This is a genomic window from Prauserella cavernicola (assembly GCF_016595675.1).
Lineage (GTDB): Bacteria > Actinomycetota > Actinomycetes > Mycobacteriales > Pseudonocardiaceae > Prauserella_A > Prauserella_A cavernicola.
In genome coordinates, this window is the sequence record NZ_JAENJH010000006.1 from 248,618 (window position 1) to 268,197 (window position 19,580).

Below are 19,580 nucleotides of genomic sequence, written 5' to 3' on the forward strand. Positions count from 1 at the left end.
ACTGATGACCAGTAGCGAGAACACGTTCGATGCCCTCGTCGTGGGCGCCGGAGCAGGCGGGCTGCTCGCCGCGGCGCGGCTGACGCACCTCGGCTACCGGACGCTCGTCGTGGAACGCCTCGAGCACGTCGGTGGCCGCGCGTCCACGCGGGACATCGACGGGTTCCGGGTGAACAACGGGGCGATCGTGATCGAGGTCGACGGCATCACCCAGGAGACCTTCGACGAGGTCGGTGCGACGTTCGACGTGCGACGTCCCAGCCCGCCGATCCTGTACCGCATCGGCGGCAAGAACGTGGACGTCACCGGAGGGGGCTGGGGCTTTCTCCTGTCGAAGCTGACCCGGCAGGGTGCCAAGCTGCTCACCGGCCTCGGCGCCGCGCGCAAGGACGACGGGCTACCGGATCACGAGCTGTCCACAGCGGACTGGGTCGCGAAGTTCACCAAGAACGACGCCGTGCACGGCATCTTCCGCAACATGTGCGGTTCCGTCTTCGCGGTGGGCTCCGAGGAGCTGCCCGCACGGGTGTTTCTGACCTACTTCACCCGCAGGAGCGCCTTCAAGAAGTTCGGCTTCTGCCCGGAGGGCACCATCGGCATCTGGCGCTCGCTCGCCGAGACGATCACCGCGGGCGGTGGTGAGGTGTGGCTGTCGTCCGAGGTCCGCGCCCTGCATCTGCGGGAAGGGCAGGTCACCGGAGCCACCGTCGACCGGGGCGGGCAGCCGGTCGAGGTGACGGCGCGGTTCGCGGTGAGCGACGCCGGGCCGGCCGCGACCGTGAAGCTGGTGGGCGAGAGCAATCTTCCGGAGGACTATCTGGAGCAGGTGCGCGGAGGCGACCGGCCGTGCGCGATGCTGGCCGTCAACTTCGCCAGCCAGGAGCGCCTGGTCGAGGTGCCCGGCATGCTGAGTTTCGCCAGTACCCGGCGGCTCTGCTACGTCGCCAACTTCACCGACACCTGCCCGGAGATGGCGCCGGAGGGCTGGAACCTCTACGTCGGCACCTCGGTGCCCAAGCCCGCCGTCGGTGACTTCGACGAGGCCGAGGAGAAGGAGCTGCTGCTCCAGGATCTACGCGACGAGATCCCCGGCTTCGACCGTGCCCGGATCCTGTCCAGCGTCGTGACCCGCGACGACTGGCCGCCGCAGCGCGCGGTCTCGGGATTCGACCTGCCCAACACCACGCCCGTGCCGAACCTGTGGAACGTGGGCGACGGCGTCAAGGAGTACGCCAACGGCGGCACCACCGCGTGCGCGGAGACAGCCAAGCTCGTGGTCGAGCAGATCACGCAGCGATACCCGATCGGCGCGCGTGCCTGAACGGCGCCAGAGCCGCACCACAGTCAAGGAGACGAACCATGAGGATCACCGTCGACCGGAACAAGTGCACCGGTCTGGGTATCTGCGAGTCGCTGGCCCCCGACGTGTTCGAGATCAACGATGACGGCGAGCTGGTGCTCACCGCCGAGGTTCCCGACGGGCAGCTGGACGACGTGGAGGCCGCGGTGTCCGGCTGTCCCACCGAGGCGCTGCGGCTGGAGCAGAGCTGACCGCCGGACGCGTGGAGGGCAGGACGTGAGCGCGATGTCGCGAGAGAACCTGGTGGTGGTCGGTGCCTCGCTGGCGGGGTTGCGCGCCGTGGAGGCCGCCCGCAAGGCCGGGTTCCGGGGCGCGATCACACTCGTCGGCGCGGAGGAGCACCTTCCCTACGACCGGCCGCCGCTGTCGAAGTCCTTCTTGGACGATCGCGATCCTGAGCCGCCCGTGTTCCGCACGGAGTCGGTGTTGCGCGACGACCTCGGGGTCGAGCTGTCGCTGGGTACTCCGGCCACCGGGCTGGACGTCGCGGGCAAGCAGGTCCGGGTCGGCGAGCGGTGCCTTGACTACGACGCGCTGGTGATCGCGACCGGTGCCACCGCGCGGACGCTGCCGGGCTCGCAGCACCTCGCCGGGGTGCACACCGTGCGAACCCTCGACGACGCCGTCGCGGTCAGGAAGGCCCTCGACGCCGGTGCGCGAACCCTGGTCGTCGGCGCGGGGTTCATCGGCTCCGAGATCGCTTCGGGAGCGCGCGCACGCGGCCTCGACGTCACCGTGGTCGAGGCGCAGGCCACGCCGCTGGTGCGCGCCGTCGGCGAGGTCATGGGCAGCGCCTGTTCCCGCCTGCACCACGACAACGGCACCGATCTTCGCTGCGGAGTCGGCGTCCAGCGCGTGGAGGGAGACGGCCGGGTCGAGCGGGTGGTGCTGTCGGACGGCTCGGTGATCGACGCCGAGCTGGTGGTGGTCGGCATCGGTGCGACACCGGCGACCGACTGGCTCCGGGACTCGGGACTGACTCTGGACAGTCTCGACAACGGCGTGGTGTGCGACGAGACCCTGTGCACCGGCGCCGAGGGCGTCTACGCGGCCGGGGACGTCGCGCGCTGGCACAACCCCGTGTTCGAGCGCGCGATGCGCCTCGAACACTGGACCAGCGCGGCGGAGCAGGGCGCGCTCGCGGCCCGCAACGCGCTCGATCCGGCGGCGGCCACGCCGTACCGGACCGTGCCGTACTTCTGGTCGGACGTCTACGGCAGCCGCATCCAGTTCGTCGGCGTCCCCGCGAGCGACGAGGTGCGCGTCGTCGAGGGCGACCCCGACCGGGGCGGCCGGATCGTGGCGCTGTACCGGGAGGGCGACCGGCTCGCCGGAGCACTCACGATCAACGGGCAGAACGTCATCATGAAGTACCGCGGTCTGATCACGAAGGCAACGAGCTGGCCGGACGCGCTCGCGTTCGCGGAGCAGCGCCGGGCGGTGGCGACCTGACGACGATCGGGCGGCGCCCGAAATGCCCAGGTTCGCGCACCCTCAGCCCGCGGCTTTGGCCGTCTTGCGAGCGCGAGTCCGCTGCGGTGCCGGTGCGGCGGTCTCCGCCTCCGGCGCGGTGCTCAACCCCGCGCGCACGATCGACTTGGCGGTCCGGATCACCTGGTCCAACGATCCCCGCCGGGGGTTCCACCACTCCGCCGCCCAGCTGAGCGCACCCAGCACGAGCATGCGAGCGGCCCTCGGGTCGAGTTCGGAGCGCAGCGAACCTTCGCGCTTGGCCTCCTGGAACAGCTTTCGCCAGATGTCGCCGTAGCGGTTGGCCTCGGCGCTGTAGCGGACGCGGATGTTGTCCGGGATCTGCCCGGCGTTGCGGATCGCCGCGGTGGTGTAGTCCGAGATCTCCAGTTGGTAGCGCAGGTGCGCCTCGACGGCCGCCTCGATGCGGTCCAGCGAGCTGGTGTCGGGCGGGAGCGCGTCGAGCTGCTCCTGCACGTGCTCGGCCATGTTCGAGATTCCCGACCACATGACCTCCTCGATGAGGTCCTCGCGGGAGGGGAAGTAGTAGTAGATGGCGGGTGCTTGCAGCTCGGCGGCCTCGGCCACGTCGGTGAGGCGGGTACCGGCGAAGCCCTTGCGGCTCAGTACGTGAGCGGCGGCGTCGAGGATCCGCTGCCGGGTGCGGGCGGACTTGGCCACGCCGGCCTCGTCGTGCTCCTTGCGAGCTGGTTTTCTAGCCACGGATCAATACTAGCCGCTGGCCGGTGGTTCGCCGCGCCCGGCGTTTTCGAACACCGAGTAAGCGGCCGGGGCCTCACGCCGCGCTGTAGCGGCGAACCGGGCGCGTGTCGGTCGCGCTCACCCGGCCGAGCATCACCAGTACGTCGAGGTGGGCGTCGATCTCCATGACCGCCGACATCTGGTGCTCGAGCGCCAGGACGTCGAGTCGCCGGCGGTGCCGGGTCCACGGAAGCTGCTCGGCGACCTCGAACGCGGTGGTCGCGCCGGTCGTCAGGATCTGCGCCACCTCGTCCAGCCGCTCGCTGTGGTGGTGGAGAAGCTCCTCGACGCGGGTGTGCGTGCTCGCGCTCGGCCTGCCGTGAGCTGGCAGCAGGACGGTGTCGGGCTGGGCGAGCAGCAGTTCGAGCGAGCTGAGATAGGACCGCAGCGGACGGGGCTCGGGCGCCAGTTCGAAGCCGAGCGACGGCGTGATCGTGGGCAGCACGTGGTCGCCGGAGAACAGCGCCCCCGCGGCGGAGTGCCGATAGACCACGTGTCCACGGGTGTGGCCGGGTGTGGCGACCACCTCCAGTTCGCCGTGCTGCAGCGTGATCCGGTCGCCGTGGTCGAGCCAGCCGTCGGGCGGCCCGTACGGCACGTGCTTCTCGTGTTCCGGGATCTCGTCGGCGTGCAGGCGTTCCGCGAGGTCCGTGGCCCCGCAGCGGTACAGGAGTTCGCGGTGGTTGGGGAACCTGCCGGTCTGTTTGCCGTAGGCCTCGATGCTGGGGCGTTCGTCCCGGCCGATGAGCAATCGGGTGTGCAACGTGTCGCGCCAGGCGTAGGCCTGTGTGTAGTGGTCCCAGTGGTGATGAGTCACCAGGCAGGTCACGAGGTCGCCGAGCCGGTGACCGAGCGCGCGCAGTGCGGACTCGATCGCGCGCTCGTTGGCCTCACCCGTCCAGCCCGGGTCGATGAGGATCAGTCCGTCCTGGCTTTCGAGCAGGTAGGCGTTGACCGCGCTCAGGCCGGTCAGGGGGAGTGGCAGAGGGATCCGGTGAACGCCGGGCACCACGCCGTGTGCTCCGGGCTCGGTCCAGTCCTCCGGCTGTTCGTGCATCTGGGTGGTCATCCTCGCCTGCCCTCGTCAGCGTCGTCCGGGACCTGCTGAGATTAACCTACGTTAGAAAAAATTGAGACCCTGTGGTGGCCCATCGCACGCATGGATTTCCACGGCCGTGCCGAATGGTCCCAGTTGGACCCGGTACGCCACGACCCCCGAGCCGAGGGGCGGCCGGACGTGCGCGAGGTGCCCGGCCTGAGCGTTACCTGGCCGCGTACCGCCTGACGTACTCGGTCGGCGAGATTCCGAAATGTCCCTGGAACACCCGCCGGAACGCATTCACGTTGGTGTAGCCGACTCGGTGGGCGACGGCGTCGAGGGTCGTGTCCGAGCGCAGCAGGATGCTCGCGGCCTCCATCCGGTTGTGAATGCGCCACTGTCGCAGACTCATGCCGGTCTCGGTTTCGAACGCACGTCGGATGGTGCGCGAGGACGCGTGCACCGACTCCGCGAGTTCCACCGCGCTGCGGGTGTCGCCGGGGTTGAACCTCAGGGTCTCCGCGATGATCTGCGCAGGTTCGCTGGTCGGCATCGGCAGAGTGGTGGACAGCACGGGGCTCTCCTCGATCAGTCCCAGGATCTGGCGAGCGAGATTCGCCTCGGGTTTGATGATCGAGTTCCACGCCGTCACATAGGCGAGCATCAGCGTCTGCAGTTCCTGGCTCACCGTCACCAGTCCTGGTTCGTGGAGGGTGGTGGCGGTGTCGGCGGCATCGAAGATGACGGGCATCAGTACGGAATCGGCGTGCACGGTGAACTCGTGTCGAGCGCCGAGCGGTACCCACAGGGCGTGGCCCGTGGTCAGTGTGATCACTTCGCCCTCCACGACGAGGTCGGAGGTCCCTGCCATCTGCCACAGCAGAATGTGCACCCGATCTTCCCGTCGACCGGTGATCGAGATCGCCGGTATCCAGATCCGCCACGGAGTGTCGCCGTCGTCCGTCGCCTGCCCGTGATCGCCCTGTTTCGGCATCCCTCTACTCTCGTCCGGCTCTGCCATGCCCCGCGCCGGCCTCGCGCGACGTGGCCAAATCAGTGCATCAATCGGCCAAAACGGAGCACCTTCAAAGGTTAGGCTGTCCTAAGCTTAACGTGATGCTGACGCGTGCCTGTGCGCCGCCGTACGTCGCATCCCTGAGAGGAGCACTGGATGACCGAGATTCGACGCGCGCGGCTCCGTGGTCTGTGCGCCGTCGCGCTGACCGCCGTCCTCACGCTGACCGGGTGCGCCCCCGGCGCGACTGACTCAGGTGAGACGCCTGACTCGACCGGCCTGCTTCCCGCGGGCGAGGGTAGGACCCAGTACCCGCTGACGGTGCAGTCGCGGGAGGACGCGGTCCTGGAAGAGCGGCCGGAGCGGATCGCGGTGATCGGTTTCTCCACCAACCTCGACGTGCTGGAAGTGCTCGGAGCGACCCCGGTGTACGCGCAGCGGGAAGAGGCCGAGTGGGAGTGGCGCGACCAGGACTGGCTCGCCGACATCGAGGTCGTGGACACCGCGACCCGTCGTGACCCTGTCAACGTCGAGGGAATCGCCGCCACGAACCCGGATCTGATCCTGTCCCTGAACTATGCCGTCGACGATGCCGACTACGAACGGCTCAGCGCGATCGCGCCGGTGCTGGAGAAGGAACCGGATGTCTCCGCCGACCAGGTGGACTGGCGCGACCTGCACCGACTCGCCGGAGAGGCGCTCGACCTCAGCGACGCCTCCGAACGGGCCATCGCCGAGGCCGAGCAGGCGATAGCGGACGTTGCCTCGCAGCACCCGGAGTTCGCCGGCAGGACCATCACGATGGCCACCGAGTACTCCACCGGCCTGGAGTACTACACGGTCTCCGGTGGTACCGCCGAGACGTTCGTGACGGACCTGGGCTTCGCGCCGAACCCCCTCGCGGAAGCTTTCGTCGCCGCTCCTGAGGTCTCCGACGAGCAGGTGCGGTCCTTGGATGCCGATGTGCTCGTGGTCGGCTACGGGGATCAGGCGACCCGCGAGCGGCGCGAGGCGGATGAGCTGTTCCAGACCATCCCTGCCGTCTCGGAGGGCCGCTACGCGGCGGTCGTCGATGGCGAGGATGGCTCGGGCGCCAACGCCATCTGGGTGATGCGCCGGGGAGCGAGCGCACTCAGCCTGCCGTGGGCGGCCGAGACTGCGGCGAACGTGTGGCTGAGCGACGTCGGTCTCACGGAATGACCTCGACGACGATCGCGCAGGACGCCCGGCGGCAGACGGCTCGCGCCGGGCGTTCGTTGCGTGGTCGCCGAACGATCGGACTGGGATTCGTCCTGGCCGCCCTGGTGGCGGCGGTGCTCGCCAGCCTGGCGTTCGGGGCGAACGCCCTGTCCCTCGGTGACGTGTGGCAGGTGCTCTGGGACCGCGACCGGTCCGAGGCGGCCATCATCGTGTGGACTCAGCGGTGGCCCCGGACGATCGTCGCGATCCTGGTGGGCGCGGCGTTCGGAGTGGCAGGTGCGCTGATCCAGGCCCTGACCCGGAACCCGTTGGCAGACCCGGGAATCCTGGGCGTGAATGCCGGAGCAGGGTTCGCCGTCACCCTGGGCGTCGGCGTGTTCGGCTTGTCGGGGATCACGGGATACATCTGGTTCGCGTTCATCGGTGCCGCGGCGGCGACGTTCGTGGTGTACCTCGTCGGCTCAGCTGGGCGAGGGCTGGTTTCTCCCGTGACGCTGGTGCTGGCGGGCGTGGCGCTGGGGGCCGTGCTCAACGGTTTTGCGACGTTTCTGACCTTGATCGACCCGGAGACGTTCCAGTCCATCCGGGACTGGGGCCTGGGGTCGATCGCGCGAACGAGCCTGGACGACACCCTTGCTGTCGTGCCGTTCCTGGTGGTGGGACTGGTACTCGCGGTGCTGCTGTCGGGGGCGTTGAACTCGATCGCGCTCGGGGATGACCTGGCGGCGTCACTGGGTACGAAGGTGGTGCGCACCCGGGTGCTCGGCGTGCTCGCGCTGACCCTGCTCGCCGGTGGTGCGACGGCCCTGACGGGAGGGCTCGCGTTCGTCGGGCTGATGGTGCCGCACATCGTGCGGTGGTTCGTGGGCCCGGATCAGCGGTGGATCATTGTCTGCTCGGCGCTGACGGCACCGGTGCTGGTGTTGACCGCGGATGTGCTGGGCCGGGTGATCGCCCGGCCGGGCGAGGTCGAGGTGGGCATCCTGACGGCGGTGATCGGGGCGCCGGTGTTGATCGCGCTGGTGCGCAGCCGGAAGGCGAGCGGTCTGTGACGGGCACTGATGTCTCACCGGAGTCCCGGAAGCCGACGGTGGATTTCGGGTACGCCACCCGCACCGTCCGCTCGGGCTGGTTCTCCGCCCGGCTTCCGGTACGGGTGCTGGCCATGTCGGCGGCGCTGTTCATCATCTCGGGGTCCGTCGCGGTGGTCGCGATCACCTACGGGGACTATCCGCTCGGCCTGGATCAGGTGCTCGCCGCCCTTGCCGGTAGCGGGGAGCAGTTCCACAGGATGATCGTGGTCGAGTGGCGGCTCCCGGTCGCGGCCGCCGCCGTGGTCTTCGGCGCGCTCTTGGGCATCGGCGGTGCGATCTTCCAGTCCCTGACCCGTAACCCGCTGGGTTCGCCGGACGTGATCGGATTCGACGCCGGTTCCTACACCGCCGTGGTTGTCACCATCCTCGTGCTCGGCTCGGGGAGCTACTGGTCGGTGGCCTCGGCGGCGATCATCGGCGGGCTCGGCACGGCGTTCGCGGTCTACGCCATCGCCTATCGGCGCGGAATCCAGGGATTCCGGCTCATCGTCGTCGGGATCGGTGTCTCCGCGATGCTCGGTGCGATCAACGCCTATCTGATCACCCGTGCCGATGTCGACGACGCGATGGTCGTGGGGTTCTGGGGTGCCGGCTCCATCGCGCGGGTGTCGTGGACGAGCATGATCCCCTCACTGGTCATCGCGCTCCTGATCGTCGTCGCGGCGAGCTTGCTGTCGCCTGCGCTGCGCACACTGGAGCTCGGTGACGACGCCGCGACCACCCAGGGAGCACGTCCAGGTCTCGCGCGTCTGGCGCTCCTGACCACCGGTGTCGCCACGGTCGCACTGGTCACCGCTGCGGCCGGACCGATCGGATTCGTCGCTCTGGTCGCTCCGCAGCTGGCCAGGCGCCTGACCGGGTCGCCGGGGGTGAGCCTGCTGGCCGCATCCGGGATGGGCGCCGCGCTGCTGGCGTGTGCGCACTTGCTGTCGCTGGTGATCGCACAGTTCTACCGCGCCATCCCCGTCGGGCTGATCACCGTGTGCCTGGGCGGCATCTACCTGGTCTGGCTGCTCATCCGCGAAGCACGCACACAGTACGGCACCCCCCGATGATCCCGAAGAGAAGCCTGATGACGACGAACGGACACCTGGACCCGCCGGACCACCCCGGCAGCTCGACCGCAGCCCATGTGGTCGTACAGGACGCGACGATCGGATACGACAGGCGCGTCGTGTCCGAGGAACTGTCGGTACACATCCCCGACCGGTCGTTCACCGCGATCATCGGCCCGAACGGGTGCGGAAAATCGACGTTGCTGCGCGCCCTCGCCCGCGTCCTCACCCCCACGAGCGGGCAGGTTCTGCTGGACGGCAAGGAGATCAGCTCGTATCGGTCCAAAGAGGTCGCTCGCCGACTCGGGCTGCTTCCGCAGCTGTCACTCGCGCCCGATGGCATCCGGGTGGCCGACCTCGTCTCGCGAGGAAGGGCGCCGTACCAGAACTTGATCCAGCAGTGGCGTCAGTCCGATGAGGACGCCGTCGCAGCGGCGCTGGAGGCCACCCGGCTCACGGAGCTGTCCGGCCGGTTGGTCGACGAACTGTCCGGCGGGCAACGGCAACGAGTGTGGGTGGCGATGCTGCTGGCGCAGGACACCCCGATCATGCTGCTGGACGAGCCGACCACGTTCCTGGACATCGCGCACCAGTACGAGCTGATGGAGCTGTTCCGCGGCTTGCACGACGACGGCAAGACCCTCGTCGCCGTCCTGCACGACCTGAACCAGGCCGCCCGCTACGCCGACCACCTCATCGTCATGAGCGAAGGGCAGGTCGTCACCACCGGCAGGCCCCACGAGGTCGTCACCGCCGAACTGATCGATGAGGTCTTCGGGCTGCGCGCACTGGTGGTGCCCGATCCGGTCGCCGGCACCCCGACCGTCGTGCCCCTCGACCCCCGCACCTCCACGGTCCACCCCGTTGAGCCGACAGAGGAGAACCAGCATGACCGACCGTGAACCGTCCGCCGGACCGAACCTCACCGGTGAGCTCCTGCACCGTTTCCAGCCCAAGATCGTGCGCCGGGACCTGCGGGTGGCGCGGGTCGAGGAGATCACCCCTCGGTACCGACGCGTCGTGCTGACCGGTGATGTGCTGGCCGATGGGTTTCCGTTCGTGCGGTTCGCCTGCAACGACCACGTCAAGGTGTACTTCCCCCACCCACGGACGGGACAGATCGTCGCCTACCGGGAAGCCGCCGACGACAGGTGGGAAGTGGACGGTGACGGCGGTGAGCCGATCCGCCGGGACTACACCCCGCGAGCGTGGAACCCCGGTGCGTGCGAGCTGACGGTGGACTTCGTGGTGCACGAGCACGGGATCGCCGGAGCATGGGCGCGCGATGCCGAAGCCGGGGACGAGCTCGTGGTGATGGGCCCGCGAGCGAACTGGCTGCTGCCCGAGAACTACTCCCGCTACCTGGCCGCCGGCGACGAGACGGCGATACCCGCGATCTCGCGGCTCATCGAGGAGGCTCCGTCGGGTACGCGGGTGACAGCCGTGATCGAGGTTGCCGACGCGGCCGAGGAGCAGCACCTCGTCCCGGCAGCCGGAGTCGGACTGGAGCTGCGTTGGGTGCACCGCGACACCGCCACCGTCGGCGCGGGTCACGGCAGCGCGCTGGAGGCCGCGGTGCGGCGGTGTGAGCTACCCGATGACACCGGTGAGCTGTACGTCTTCGCGGCGGGGGAGGCAGGCGCGATGAAGCCGATCCGCCGGTACTTCAGACGGGAACTCGAGCTGCCCAAGCGCCAGCTCAACGTCGACGGGTACTGGAAGCGCGGCACCGCCGATCACGACCACCACACCGACGACGAGGACTGATCCGCGACAGCCCTGCCGGGGCGTGATCCAGGAGGCTGACGCACCGCGAGGGTCTCCGGCCAAGACGTTCGCCTGGGTTCTCCCGGTTTCCGCGACGAAGGGCTCCGCGCCGTGCTGCGAGCCCGGGAGGAACGCCTGGTGACGGACGCGGCGCGCCGAGGTTGTCCAGATTACTGTGGCTGGAGTGACCTCCGAGTTGCTGCACCGCGCTCTGACCGACGATCCGGCTCTGCGCCCGCTGCCGACCCGCGCGAGGCGCCTGCTCGAGGAACTTCAGGCTCCGCCCCGTTTGGCCGCGCACCTGCGAGCGGTTCACGATGTGGCTTGCCAGCTGGCTGACTGGCTCCAGCGGCACTGTCCGGGCCTTGAACTCGACCGCGAGGCTGTGGCGTTCGGCGCGGCGGTTCACGACATCGGGAAAGTCTTGTACCCCAGCGAGTTGTCCGGGCCCGGCTCGGCTCATGAGGAAGCGGGCTACGAACTGTTGCTGGCACACGGAGTCGAGAGCGAACTCGCGCGGTTCGCTCGCACGCACGCCGCGTGGACGGCTGACGACGTGGGCACGGAAGACCTGGTGGTCAGCCTGGCCGACAAGGTATGGAAGGGCAAACGCGTCGCGGAGCTGGAGAACCTGGTGACCGCGAGCCTGGCGACGGCCGGCGGACAGCAACCCTGGGAGGTGTTCCTGGCGCTGGACGACATCCTCGATCGCATCGCGGCGGACGCCGACTCCAGGCTTGCCTTCCAGGCCGGCTATCCGGTCGCGGTGTGACCGGATAGCCCGCTGTCGGCACGTCCTTCTCAGCTCGCATTGCCCAGCGACGGCAGCCACGTGGCGATGTCCGGCACCAGGATCAGCAGGATCGCGTACGCGATACAGAGGGGGAGGAAGAAGAGCGCGGCCATGAAGACGTCGCCGATCGTGATCTTCTGTCCCTGGCTCACCTCGGGATCACGCACGATGCCTGCGATGATGAACGCGACGATCCCGACCGGTGGCGTGATCACCGCCAGTTCGCCCATGAAGACCGCGAACACGCCGAACCAGAGCACCGAGATGTCCAGCGCCTCCAGCGTCGGCAGCAGCACCGGCACGGTGAGCAACAACAGAGCCATGCCCTCGAGGAACGTCCCGAGCGCGAGGTAGACCACGATCATCAGCAGCAGGAACCCGGTGGCCCCGAGCCCGGCACTCACGACCCAGTCCGTGAACACCGACGCGATCCTGGTGACGGCGAGCAGGCGGGTCAGCACCTCGGCGCCGAGCAGCAGGAAGAAGATCGTCCCCACCGCCGCGAGGGTGCCGATGGCCGCCTGACCCACCGCCCTGACGGCGCCGTCGCCCCGGCGCTTCCAGAGCGTGAGCAGCAGCGCGCCCAGCGCACCGGCGGCTCCCGCCTCGGTGGCGGTGAAGATCCCGCCGAACATCCCGCCGATGACGATCGCGATGAGGGCGGGCACCGGCCAGACCACCCGCAGGGTCCGGCCACGCTCGGCCCACGACGTCCGCGGCCGGGCGCGGCCCGTGCCCACCAGGCTCGGGCGCAGCAGCGCGAGCCCCACGAGGGTCGCTGCGCAGATCACCGCGATGAGGATCCCCGGCACGATCCCGGCCAGCAGCTGGGGCCCGATCGGCGACTCCGAGATCCCGGCGTAGACGACCAGCAGGATGCTCGGTGGCACCAGCTGGCCGGGCAGCCCGGCCACGATGACGGAGCCGATCGCCATGCGCTTGTGGTAGCCGGCCTTCAGCATCTCGGGGATGCCGATGCGCGCGAGTGCGTAGGTCGTGCCCGCGGTCGACCCGCTGACCGCCGACAGGCCCGCGCCCGCGGCGGTGGTCCCGACGCCGAGGCCACCGGGCAGCCAGCTCAGCCACTGCTTGCCCGCGTCGTAGAGCTGCTCGGTGATCCCGCTGCGCCACAACAGCAGTCCCATGAAGACGAACATCGGGATCACCGACATCGTCCACTCGGCGACGCTGTCGTAGGGCAGGGTCAGCAGCACGTTCTCCAACGCCAGCGGCCCGCTGACGGCGACGAGCCCGGCCATGGCGGGCAGCGCCAGCGCCAGTCCGATGTGCATGTTGAGAAAGATCAGCACGAGCATCGCCGCGATGGCGCACACGCCGATCATCTCCCGGCTCATGCCGGGCACGAACATCACGGCGAGCGCCGCGGCGAGGATGGCGCCGCCGACGACGAGGACGGGCGCGCTGCGGCGCTCCCGCGCGGGTGTCCCAGTGGGCGACGGTGCCTCGGTCGCGGGGGTGGTCATCGCTCGTCCTCCGTCCGGGCCGGGGCCTGCCGCGCAGCGGTCCTGAGCTGGATCAGGTAGAGAACCGCGAGCAGTCCGAAGGCCACCGGCACCAGGAAGGTCACCGGCCAGATGATCAGCGGGGAGGCGCCGGCGGTCAGTTCGAGCCCGGCGTTGTGCCAGGCCTCCTGCAGGCCGTACCACGCGTAGGCGGCGCACACGACGGCCGCGACGAGGTACAGCGCGACCCGCACGATCCGCTGGGTCCGCGGGGTCAGGCGGTCGAACAACAGCGGAGCCGAGAGGTGCTCGGCCCGCCGGGCCGCCGCGACGAACCCGACCAGCGCGATGATCGGCATGTACCAGTAGGTGGTGATCTCCAGCGTTTCCGGCAGGGACTGTCCGGTGATCGTGCGCGACAACGCGTTCGCGACCACGTGCAGCACCATGACGACGAGGACCACCGCGGCGGGGATCTCGAGCAGCACCCGCACGAACGGAAGCGGTTCCCTGGCCGGGGCGCTCATGCCGGTGCTCCCGGGCGGTCCTCGCGCAGCACCTCGGAGAAGAGCCGGTCGACAAAGGGACTCACGTCGATCGACCCGGGTTCGTACTCGGCGGCGAAGTCGGCGTAGCCCGGTTTCCCGTCGCGGTAGCCCATCTCCTCGGTGATCCGGCCCCAGCGCTCGACCGCACCGGCCAGGGCGTCGACCATCCCGTCGGGATCGCTCACCTTGTCGTTGTGCCGCGTCTGCTCCCGGATCCGGTCGTTGGCCTCCGTCAGTGCCGCCTCGGCGTCCGCGGACAGGTCCACGACGTCACCGCCCGACGACTCGACCTGCTGGAGTGCCGACTTGAACGACTCGAGGCCGCTCTCGAGGCTCGCCTCGTAGAACACGTCGAGCCGGTCGAACATCAGCTGCTGCGCGGCGAGCGGGAGTGAGGACCACATCGCGGTGCTCACCCCGAACACGGCTCCGGACACCTGGAACCCGGTCTCGTCGTCGATCACCAGGTACGGCGCCGCCGGGATGTAGCCCTGGAGTCCCGCGACCGTGAGACTCGCCGTGGCGCACTGCACGACGCCGCGTTCGAGGCCCTCGAACAGCTCACCGTAGGTCAGCGAGGTCGGCGCCCCGCCCAGCGCCTCGACCTGCGTGTTCTGGGTGCGTGCGATCGTCGCCACCGCGGCGCCCGCGAAGCTCGCCAGATCGTTCCTCGGCGTGGTGCACAGCATTCCGGTCGCACCGGAGCTGAACGCCGGTGCGAGCACGGTGATGCCGCGGGCGGCGAACTCCTCGGTGGTCTCGGGAACCCGGCTCGACGCCTCCAGGTACGCGCCGTGGAACTGGAGGAACCCGTCGACCGGGGTCTGCCTGCCGACGAAGGCCATGTCCCACAGCGCCGCGTGCGCGGGATAGCGCGACGGCTCGCTGCTGGGGGTGATCGAGCCGAGGTCCAGCCTGCCGTCGGCGAGTGCGTCGTCGACGTCGGCCGAGGAGGCGATGGCGTTGCTGAACGCGATGTCCACCGAGATCCGTCCGCCGGACCAGTCCTCGAGTGCGGCGGCGTAGGCCTCGAACCGCCGTCCGACGGCCGCGCCCTGGGTGGCCGAGCTCTGCAGCGTCAGCGTCACCGGCTCCATGTCGGCCAGCGCCGCACGATAGTCCTGTTTGGATGTTCCAAAAGGGACACCGGGCCCGCCCGCCGAGCGGGCTTCGGCTCCCTGGCCCCTCGTCGCGCACCCGGTCAGACCGAGTACGACGACGCACAGCGCCGCGGTGAGCAGGTGGAGGGCGGGTCGGCGGTGCGGGGAGCCGCCGGGACGGTGGGTTCGCATGACACCTCTTCGTCGAAGTGGGGGACGCGCGGAGCTGAGGTCAGGGAGTCGGGGTCATTCGGGCTGCCGTTCGTGGTCGAGGAACTCCACCCAGCCGGGCAGCGACTCGGGCAGGTCGGCAGCTCCGGCGGGGCGGCCCGGCCAGCGGGCCCGGCTGCCGTCCGGGGTGAGTGTGTGGAGCTCGCCGGCTGGGCAGGCGTAGTACATCCGGCTGAGACGACGGGCGAAGCGCCAGCCGTCCGGCTCCCGCCGGTAGGTGTCGGAGTACCGGTGGGCGATCACGAACAGCCCGTCGGGCCGGACGATCTCGGAGCGTGCGACGACCCGCCCGCTCGCGTGGTCGGTGTGCAGCTCGTCGAGGACCAGCCGGTGCGCGAGGTGCACGGTGGGGTGGGGGCCGAGCCGGTCGCGGTAGGTGCGCAGCAACGCGGCGCGGCCCCGCACCGGACCGCCGACGGAGTCGAAGATCCCGTCGTCGGTGTAGCAGTCCGCGAGCGCGTCGAGGTCCCGGTCGTCGCAGGCCAGCGCGTAACGGCCGATCAGGTCCTCGAGGTTCTGCCGCGCCTCGAGCCGGTCCAGTCGCTGTTCGACGGTCATGACGCGAACCGGAATCCGGGATAGCCGTCCGCGGCGACCCGCTCGCAGTGCTGCCGGTAGGTGCCGACACCGCCCACGTAGGGCATGAACACCCTCGGCTTGCCGGGCACGTTCGCGCCCAGGTACCAGGAGTTGCCACGCGGGAAGAGCGTCCGGGCGGACAGTTCGTTCACGTGCTCCACCCAGGCGTCCTCGGCCGCGACGTCCGCCTCGACCACCGGCCTGCCGGTCTCCGCGGCGTGGCGCAGCAGGTCCGTGATCCAGTCCACGTGCTGCTCGATGGAGACGACCATGTTGCTCAGCACCGATGGGCTGCCCGGTCCGGTCACGAGGAAGAGGTTGGGAAAGCCCGCTGTCATCACGCCGAGCAGGGTGCGCGGCCCGGCGTGCCACTTCTCCCGCAGCGTCGGGCCCGTACCGCGGATGTCCACGGCGAGCACGGCGCCGGTCATCGCATCGAACCCGGTGGCGAGCACGAGCGTGTCCAGCTCGTGCAGGCCCCTGCCGGTCCGCACGCCGCGCTGTTCGATCAGGGAGATCGGGTTCGCGCGCAGGTCCACGAGCGACACGTTCGCGCGGTTGTAGGTGGCGTAGTAGCCCGTGTCCACCGTGACCCGCTTCGCGCCGATCGGGTAGCCGCGGGGTTGCAGCGCGGCGGCCGTGTCGGGGTCGGCCACGATGTCGGCGATCTTGCCGCGCACGAAGTCCGCCGCCGTCTCGTTGGCGCGCTCGTCGTCGAGCAGGTCCCGGAACGCGCCGATGAAGCCACCGCCGCCCGCCTGCCAGCGCTGCTCGTACTCCTTCTCGCGCTCGTCGGCGGTGACCTCCAGCGCGGACTTCTCGCCCCACGCCCGGAGCTGTCCGTTGCGGCTGTAGCGGGCCCGCCTGCGACGCTCGGGATAGGTCCGCTTGAGCTCGGCGAGCGCGGCTGGGTCGAGCGGCTGGTTCACCGCGGGCAGGCTGAACGTGGGCGTGCGCTGGAAGACCGTGAGGTGCGCGGCCTGCTTCGCGAGCAGTGGGATCGCCTGGGTTCCCGACGATCCGGTGCCGATCACCCCGACCCGCCTGCCGGTGAGATCGACCCCGTCGCGGGGCCAGCGCGCGGTGTGCAGCAGCTGCCCGGAGAACTCGGCCAGCCCGGGGATGTCCGGGTCGCGCGGTTCCGACAGGTTGCCGGAGGCCATCACCAGGTAGCGCGCCCGCACTGTCAGGCCGTCCTCGGTGCGCACCGTCCAGTGCCAGCCGGAGAACCGCGCGTCCTCGACCGTGGAGGAGAAGCGGATGTCGCGGCGCAGATCGAAGCGCTCGGCCACGTGCTCCAGGTAGCGCAGGATCTCCGGCTGCGCCGCGTAGCGCTCGGTCCACTGCCAGTCCTGTTCCAGCCCGGCGGAGAACGAGTACGAGTAGTCGACGCTCTCCACATCGCAGCGCGCGCCCGGGTACCGGTTCCAGTACCAGGTGCCGCCCACGTCGTCGCCGCGTTCGAGGACCAGCACCCGCCAGCCCGCCTCGCGGAGCCGGTGCAGCGCGTAGAGCCCGCCGAACCCGGCGCCGACCACCACGACGTCACGCTCCAGCGGCGCTGTCACGACGCGCGCCCGAGGGCGATCGACTTCAGTTCCTGGTACGCGGCAAGACCTTCCGGCCCCATCTCGCGGCCGAGGCCGGACTGCTTCATGCCGCCGAACGGCGTCCCGAACGCCTGCGGTGCGCCGTTGACGCTGACCATCCCGGTGCGGATCCGGCTGGCCACGGCGAGCGCACGATCGGAGTCGGCCGACCAGACCGAGCCCGACAGCCCGTACGGCGAGTCGTTGGCCAGCGCGACGGCGGAGTCGACGTCGTCGTAGGCCACGAGCGCCATGACCGGGCCGAAGATCTCCTCCCGCACCGCTCGCATGGAGTTCGACGCTCCCGCGAGCAGAGCGGGCGACACGAACCAGCCCGGCAGGTCGGGGACGTCGCCACCGAGCACCCGGGCGCCCTCCTCGCGGGCGAGGTCGAGATAGTCCCGCACCCGATCCCGTTGCGCCGCACTGACGAGCGGCCCGATCCGGGTCGCCGGGTCGAAGGGATCGCCGACGGGCAGCGCCTGCAGCCGAGCCCACAGCGCGTCGGTGAACTCGGCCTCCCGGTGGCGCGGTACGAGCAGGCGACTCTGCGCGATGCACAGCTGACCGTTCACGGTCATCGCCATCGGCAGCAGGGCGTCGAGCACGGTGTCCGGGTCGGCGTCGTCGAGCACCACGGCGGCGGACTTCCCGCCGAGCTCCAGCGTCACCCTGGCGACGCGGTCCGCGCAGAGGCCCAGGATTCGCTTTCCCGCGGCGGTACTGCCGGTGAAGGCGATCTTGTCGACGCCGGGGTGCCGGACCAGGTGCTCACCCACCTCGCGGGTCGCGGGCAGCACGCTCAGCGCGCCCTCCGGCAGCCCGGCGACCTGCATGGCGTCCGCCAGCAGCAGCGCCGTCAGCGGCGTCTCCGGCGGTGGTTTGAGCACCACCGAGCAGCCCGCCGCGAGTGCGGGCGCGACCTTGAGCACCGGCGAGCTGAGCGGACCGTTCCAGGGCGTGATCGCCCCGACCACGCCGACGGGCTCGCGCACCACCAGGCTCCGCCACGTCCCGTCCTCGCGGATCTGTTCGGCGGGTCCGGCCTCGATGAGGTCGGCGTAGTAGCGCAGGTGCCTGATCGGGTTGGGGACGTGGGCGGCGGCCGCGAAGCCGCGCACACAGCCGAGTTCGTGGGTGAGCAGGTCCACCGCCAGGTCGCCGAGCCCCTCGAGGTGATCGGCCGCCCGGCGCAGCACCGCGGCACGCTCGGCCGCCGGGCGGCCCCGCCAGGTCCCGGACTCGAACGTGGCGACGGCGGAGTCCACGGCGACGTCGACGTCCTCGGCCGAGGCGAGCACCGCGGTGCCGACCGGACGCAGGGTGGCGGGGTCGCGGACCTCGACCGGGGTGCCGCCCGCGGAGTCCCGCCAGACGCCGCCGACGAAGACCTGTTCGCGGGTCCGGATCTCGGTCGTGGGGAGCGCCATCAGAAGACCACCACCGTGCGGGCCGCGGTCGAGGTGTCCATGCCCGCGAGGGCGTCGCCGGCCTCGGCCAGCCCGACGCGGTGGGACAACAGCTCATCGAGCATGATCCGGCCTTCCAGGTAGAGGCGTGCGTAGAGGTCGACATCGATCCGGAAACGGCTGGATCCCAGCCTGCTGCCCTGCAGCCGCTTCTCCTGCAGCAGCTCGGGCAGCGGGATCGACGCGCGGTCGCCCGCGCCGGGGACGCCGACCATCGTGGTGGTGCCGCGGGGTCGCAGCATCGCGAAGGACTGCTCGACGGTCTCCGGACGCCCGACCACCTCGAAGGCGTGCTCGACACCGCCGCCGGTCAGCTCGCGGACCTGCTCCGCCGCGTCGCCCTCGGAGGCGTCGACGACGTCGGTCGCGCCGAAGTGGCGGGCGCGCTCCAGCTTGGCGGGCTGCCGGTCGAGCGCCACGATCCGGGCCGCGCCCGCGAACCGGGCGGCCTGCACGACGTTGAGCCCGACACCACCGCAGCCGAGCACCGCGACCGTGGCACCCGGCCGGACCTCGGCGGTGCGCAGCACCGCGCCGAACCCGGTGACCACCGCGCAGCCGAGCAGGGCCGCACGGTCCAGCGGCAACTCCGTGGGCACCGGACACAGCGCGCTCTCGTGCACCAGCAGGTACTCCGCGAAGCCGCCCAGCCCCACGAACGCCGTGACGGGGGCGCCGTCCATCGACAGCCGCGACGGTTGTCCCGCCGGCCGGGTCCGCCCGTTCGCCGCGCAGTGGTGCGACAGTCCGGACAGGCACCAGTCGCAGCGTCCGCAGAACCCGGAGGGAGCGGTCACCACGTGGTCGCCGGGCCGCAGCCCCCGCACGTCCGCGCCGGTTCGCTGCACGACCCCGGCGACCTCGTGACCCAGCACCGCGGGCAGTGGCATTGACTGGCCGCCGTCGTAGGCGTGTTTGTCCGAGTGGCAGATCCCGGACGCCGCGACCCGGACGACGACCTCGTCCGGAGCCGGATCGGCGAGTTGCACGTCCAGCAGTTCGAGAGGACCCGAGATCCGGGTCAGCACCGCAGCCTTCATCGTCGT

19 protein-coding genes are annotated in these 19,580 nt (G+C 70.3%); 9 read left to right on the forward strand and 10 right to left on the reverse strand.

Annotated features, from left to right (window positions below):
* Positions 1 to 4 precede the first annotated feature (4 nt).
* From JHE00_RS23540 to JHE00_RS23550, 3 genes are read left to right on the forward strand one after another with little or no spacing between them, the layout of a single operon-like run.
* The gene (locus JHE00_RS23540; protein WP_200321790.1) at positions 5 to 1,321 is read left to right on the forward strand and encodes a phytoene desaturase family protein; all 1,317 of its coding nucleotides are present in this window, start codon (positions 5 to 7) and stop codon (positions 1,319 to 1,321) included.
* A gap of 38 nt (positions 1,322 to 1,359) precedes the next feature.
* A complete protein-coding gene (locus JHE00_RS23545) occupies positions 1,360 to 1,551 on the forward strand; it encodes a ferredoxin (RefSeq protein ID WP_200321792.1) in 192 nt (63 codons plus the stop codon).
* A 34-nt stretch (positions 1,552 to 1,585) separates the two neighbouring features.
* Complete coding sequence (locus tag JHE00_RS23550) at positions 1,586 to 2,812, forward strand: NAD(P)/FAD-dependent oxidoreductase (RefSeq protein WP_200322098.1); 1,227 nt, start codon at positions 1,586 to 1,588, stop codon at positions 2,810 to 2,812.
* A gap of 42 nt (positions 2,813 to 2,854) precedes the next feature.
* On the opposite strand, the gene JHE00_RS23555 is transcribed toward JHE00_RS23550, so the two are convergent.
* The 3 genes from JHE00_RS23555 to JHE00_RS23565 all read right to left on the reverse strand — a co-directional run bounded on the left by JHE00_RS23555 (position 2,855) and on the right by JHE00_RS23565 (position 5,625).
* The gene (locus JHE00_RS23555) at positions 2,855 to 3,553 is read right to left on the reverse strand and encodes a TetR/AcrR family transcriptional regulator (RefSeq protein WP_307832075.1); all 699 of its coding nucleotides are present in this window, start codon (positions 3,551 to 3,553) and stop codon (positions 2,855 to 2,857) included.
* A gap of 73 nt (positions 3,554 to 3,626) precedes the next feature.
* On the reverse strand, positions 3,627 to 4,661 hold the full coding sequence (locus JHE00_RS23560; RefSeq protein WP_230424821.1) for an MBL fold metallo-hydrolase: 1,035 nt from the start codon (positions 4,659 to 4,661) through the stop codon (positions 3,627 to 3,629).
* Between the two features lie 193 nt (positions 4,662 to 4,854).
* Positions 4,855 to 5,625, reverse strand: coding sequence for a helix-turn-helix domain-containing protein (locus JHE00_RS23565; protein WP_200321794.1), 771 nt, complete (start codon positions 5,623 to 5,625; stop codon positions 4,855 to 4,857).
* A gap of 177 nt (positions 5,626 to 5,802) precedes the next feature.
* Between JHE00_RS23565 and JHE00_RS23570 the strand changes: the two genes are divergently transcribed.
* The 6 genes from JHE00_RS23570 (at position 5,803) to JHE00_RS23595 (ending at position 11,534) form a co-directional block, all read left to right on the forward strand.
* On the forward strand, positions 5,803 to 6,846 hold the full coding sequence (locus tag JHE00_RS23570; RefSeq protein ID WP_200321796.1) for an ABC transporter substrate-binding protein: 1,044 nt from the start codon (positions 5,803 to 5,805) through the stop codon (positions 6,844 to 6,846).
* The gene (locus JHE00_RS23575) at positions 6,843 to 7,898 is read left to right on the forward strand and encodes a FecCD family ABC transporter permease (protein WP_200321798.1); all 1,056 of its coding nucleotides are present in this window, start codon (positions 6,843 to 6,845) and stop codon (positions 7,896 to 7,898) included. Before JHE00_RS23570 ends, JHE00_RS23575 begins: the two co-directional genes overlap by 4 nt.
* A gap of 38 nt (positions 7,899 to 7,936) precedes the next feature.
* The gene (locus JHE00_RS23580) at positions 7,937 to 8,995 is read left to right on the forward strand and encodes a FecCD family ABC transporter permease (protein ID WP_307832076.1); all 1,059 of its coding nucleotides are present in this window, start codon (positions 7,937 to 7,939) and stop codon (positions 8,993 to 8,995) included.
* 17 nt (positions 8,996 to 9,012) lie between these two features.
* Positions 9,013 to 9,897, forward strand: a complete 885-nt coding sequence (locus tag JHE00_RS23585) for an ABC transporter ATP-binding protein (protein WP_200321800.1) — start codon at positions 9,013 to 9,015, stop codon at positions 9,895 to 9,897.
* A complete protein-coding gene (locus JHE00_RS23590; RefSeq protein ID WP_200321802.1) occupies positions 9,884 to 10,762 on the forward strand; it encodes a siderophore-interacting protein in 879 nt (292 codons plus the stop codon). Before JHE00_RS23585 ends, JHE00_RS23590 begins: the two co-directional genes overlap by 14 nt.
* 184 nt (positions 10,763 to 10,946) lie before the next feature.
* A complete protein-coding gene (locus JHE00_RS23595; protein ID WP_200321804.1) occupies positions 10,947 to 11,534 on the forward strand; it encodes an HD domain-containing protein in 588 nt (195 codons plus the stop codon).
* Between the two features lie 29 nt (positions 11,535 to 11,563).
* Here the strand turns inward: JHE00_RS23595 and JHE00_RS23600 are convergent, their stop codons facing one another.
* From JHE00_RS23600 to JHE00_RS23630, 7 genes are read right to left on the reverse strand one after another with little or no spacing between them, the layout of a single operon-like run.
* On the reverse strand, positions 11,564 to 13,039 hold the full coding sequence (locus JHE00_RS23600; RefSeq protein WP_200321806.1) for a TRAP transporter large permease: 1,476 nt from the start codon (positions 13,037 to 13,039) through the stop codon (positions 11,564 to 11,566).
* On the reverse strand, positions 13,036 to 13,545 hold the full coding sequence (locus tag JHE00_RS23605; protein ID WP_200321808.1) for a TRAP transporter small permease: 510 nt from the start codon (positions 13,543 to 13,545) through the stop codon (positions 13,036 to 13,038). Before JHE00_RS23605 ends, JHE00_RS23600 begins: the two co-directional genes overlap by 4 nt.
* Entirely contained in the window at positions 13,542 to 14,858 is a 1,317-nt protein-coding gene (gene dctP / locus JHE00_RS23610) for a TRAP transporter substrate-binding protein DctP (RefSeq protein ID WP_200321810.1), read from the reverse strand. Before dctP ends, JHE00_RS23605 begins: the two co-directional genes overlap by 4 nt.
* A 54-nt stretch (positions 14,859 to 14,912) precedes the next feature.
* Positions 14,913 to 15,455: a nuclear transport factor 2 family protein gene (locus JHE00_RS23615; RefSeq protein WP_200321812.1), complete on the reverse strand. Its 543-nt coding sequence runs from the start codon at positions 15,453 to 15,455 to the stop codon at positions 14,913 to 14,915.
* Complete coding sequence (locus JHE00_RS23620) at positions 15,452 to 17,044, reverse strand: flavin-containing monooxygenase (protein ID WP_200321814.1); 1,593 nt, start codon at positions 17,042 to 17,044, stop codon at positions 15,452 to 15,454. The genes JHE00_RS23615 and JHE00_RS23620 overlap by 4 nt, the downstream gene beginning before the upstream one ends.
* Positions 17,041 to 18,495, reverse strand: coding sequence for an aldehyde dehydrogenase (locus JHE00_RS23625; protein ID WP_200321816.1), 1,455 nt, complete (start codon positions 18,493 to 18,495; stop codon positions 17,041 to 17,043). Before JHE00_RS23625 ends, JHE00_RS23620 begins: the two co-directional genes overlap by 4 nt.
* On the reverse strand, positions 18,495 to 19,574 hold the full coding sequence (locus tag JHE00_RS23630) for a Zn-dependent alcohol dehydrogenase (RefSeq protein ID WP_200321818.1): 1,080 nt from the start codon (positions 19,572 to 19,574) through the stop codon (positions 18,495 to 18,497). The genes JHE00_RS23625 and JHE00_RS23630 overlap by 1 nt, the downstream gene beginning before the upstream one ends.
* Positions 19,575 to 19,580: the final 6 nt, after the last annotated feature.

Coding starts and splice junctions, on each gene's coding strand:
- JHE00_RS23575 (WP_200321798.1), top strand. CDS start 6,843: ATGACCTCGACGACGATCGCGCAGGACGCCCGGCGGCAGACGGCTCGC.
- JHE00_RS23540 (WP_200321790.1), top strand. CDS start 5: ATGACCAGTAGCGAGAACACGTTCGATGCCCTCGTCGTGGGCGCCGGA.
- JHE00_RS23570 (WP_200321796.1), top strand. CDS start 5,803: ATGACCGAGATTCGACGCGCGCGGCTCCGTGGTCTGTGCGCCGTCGCG.
- JHE00_RS23630 (WP_200321818.1), bottom strand. CDS start 19,574: ATGAAGGCTGCGGTGCTGACCCGGATCTCGGGTCCTCTCGAACTGCTG.
- JHE00_RS23550 (WP_200322098.1), top strand. CDS start 1,586: ATGTCGCGAGAGAACCTGGTGGTGGTCGGTGCCTCGCTGGCGGGGTTG.
- JHE00_RS23615 (WP_200321812.1), bottom strand. CDS start 15,455: ATGACCGTCGAACAGCGACTGGACCGGCTCGAGGCGCGGCAGAACCTC.
- JHE00_RS23605 (WP_200321808.1), bottom strand. CDS start 13,545: ATGAGCGCCCCGGCCAGGGAACCGCTTCCGTTCGTGCGGGTGCTGCTC.
- JHE00_RS23625 (WP_200321816.1), bottom strand. CDS start 18,495: ATGGCGCTCCCCACGACCGAGATCCGGACCCGCGAACAGGTCTTCGTC.
- dctP (WP_200321810.1), bottom strand. CDS start 14,858: ATGCGAACCCACCGTCCCGGCGGCTCCCCGCACCGCCGACCCGCCCTC.
- JHE00_RS23545 (WP_200321792.1), top strand. CDS start 1,360: ATGAGGATCACCGTCGACCGGAACAAGTGCACCGGTCTGGGTATCTGC.
- JHE00_RS23600 (WP_200321806.1), bottom strand. CDS start 13,039: ATGACCACCCCCGCGACCGAGGCACCGTCGCCCACTGGGACACCCGCG.
- JHE00_RS23565 (WP_200321794.1), bottom strand. CDS start 5,625: ATGCCGAAACAGGGCGATCACGGGCAGGCGACGGACGACGGCGACACT.
- JHE00_RS23585 (WP_200321800.1), top strand. CDS start 9,013: ATGACGACGAACGGACACCTGGACCCGCCGGACCACCCCGGCAGCTCG.
- JHE00_RS23590 (WP_200321802.1), top strand. CDS start 9,884: ATGACCGACCGTGAACCGTCCGCCGGACCGAACCTCACCGGTGAGCTC.
- JHE00_RS23560 (WP_230424821.1), bottom strand. CDS start 4,661: ATGACCACCCAGATGCACGAACAGCCGGAGGACTGGACCGAGCCCGGA.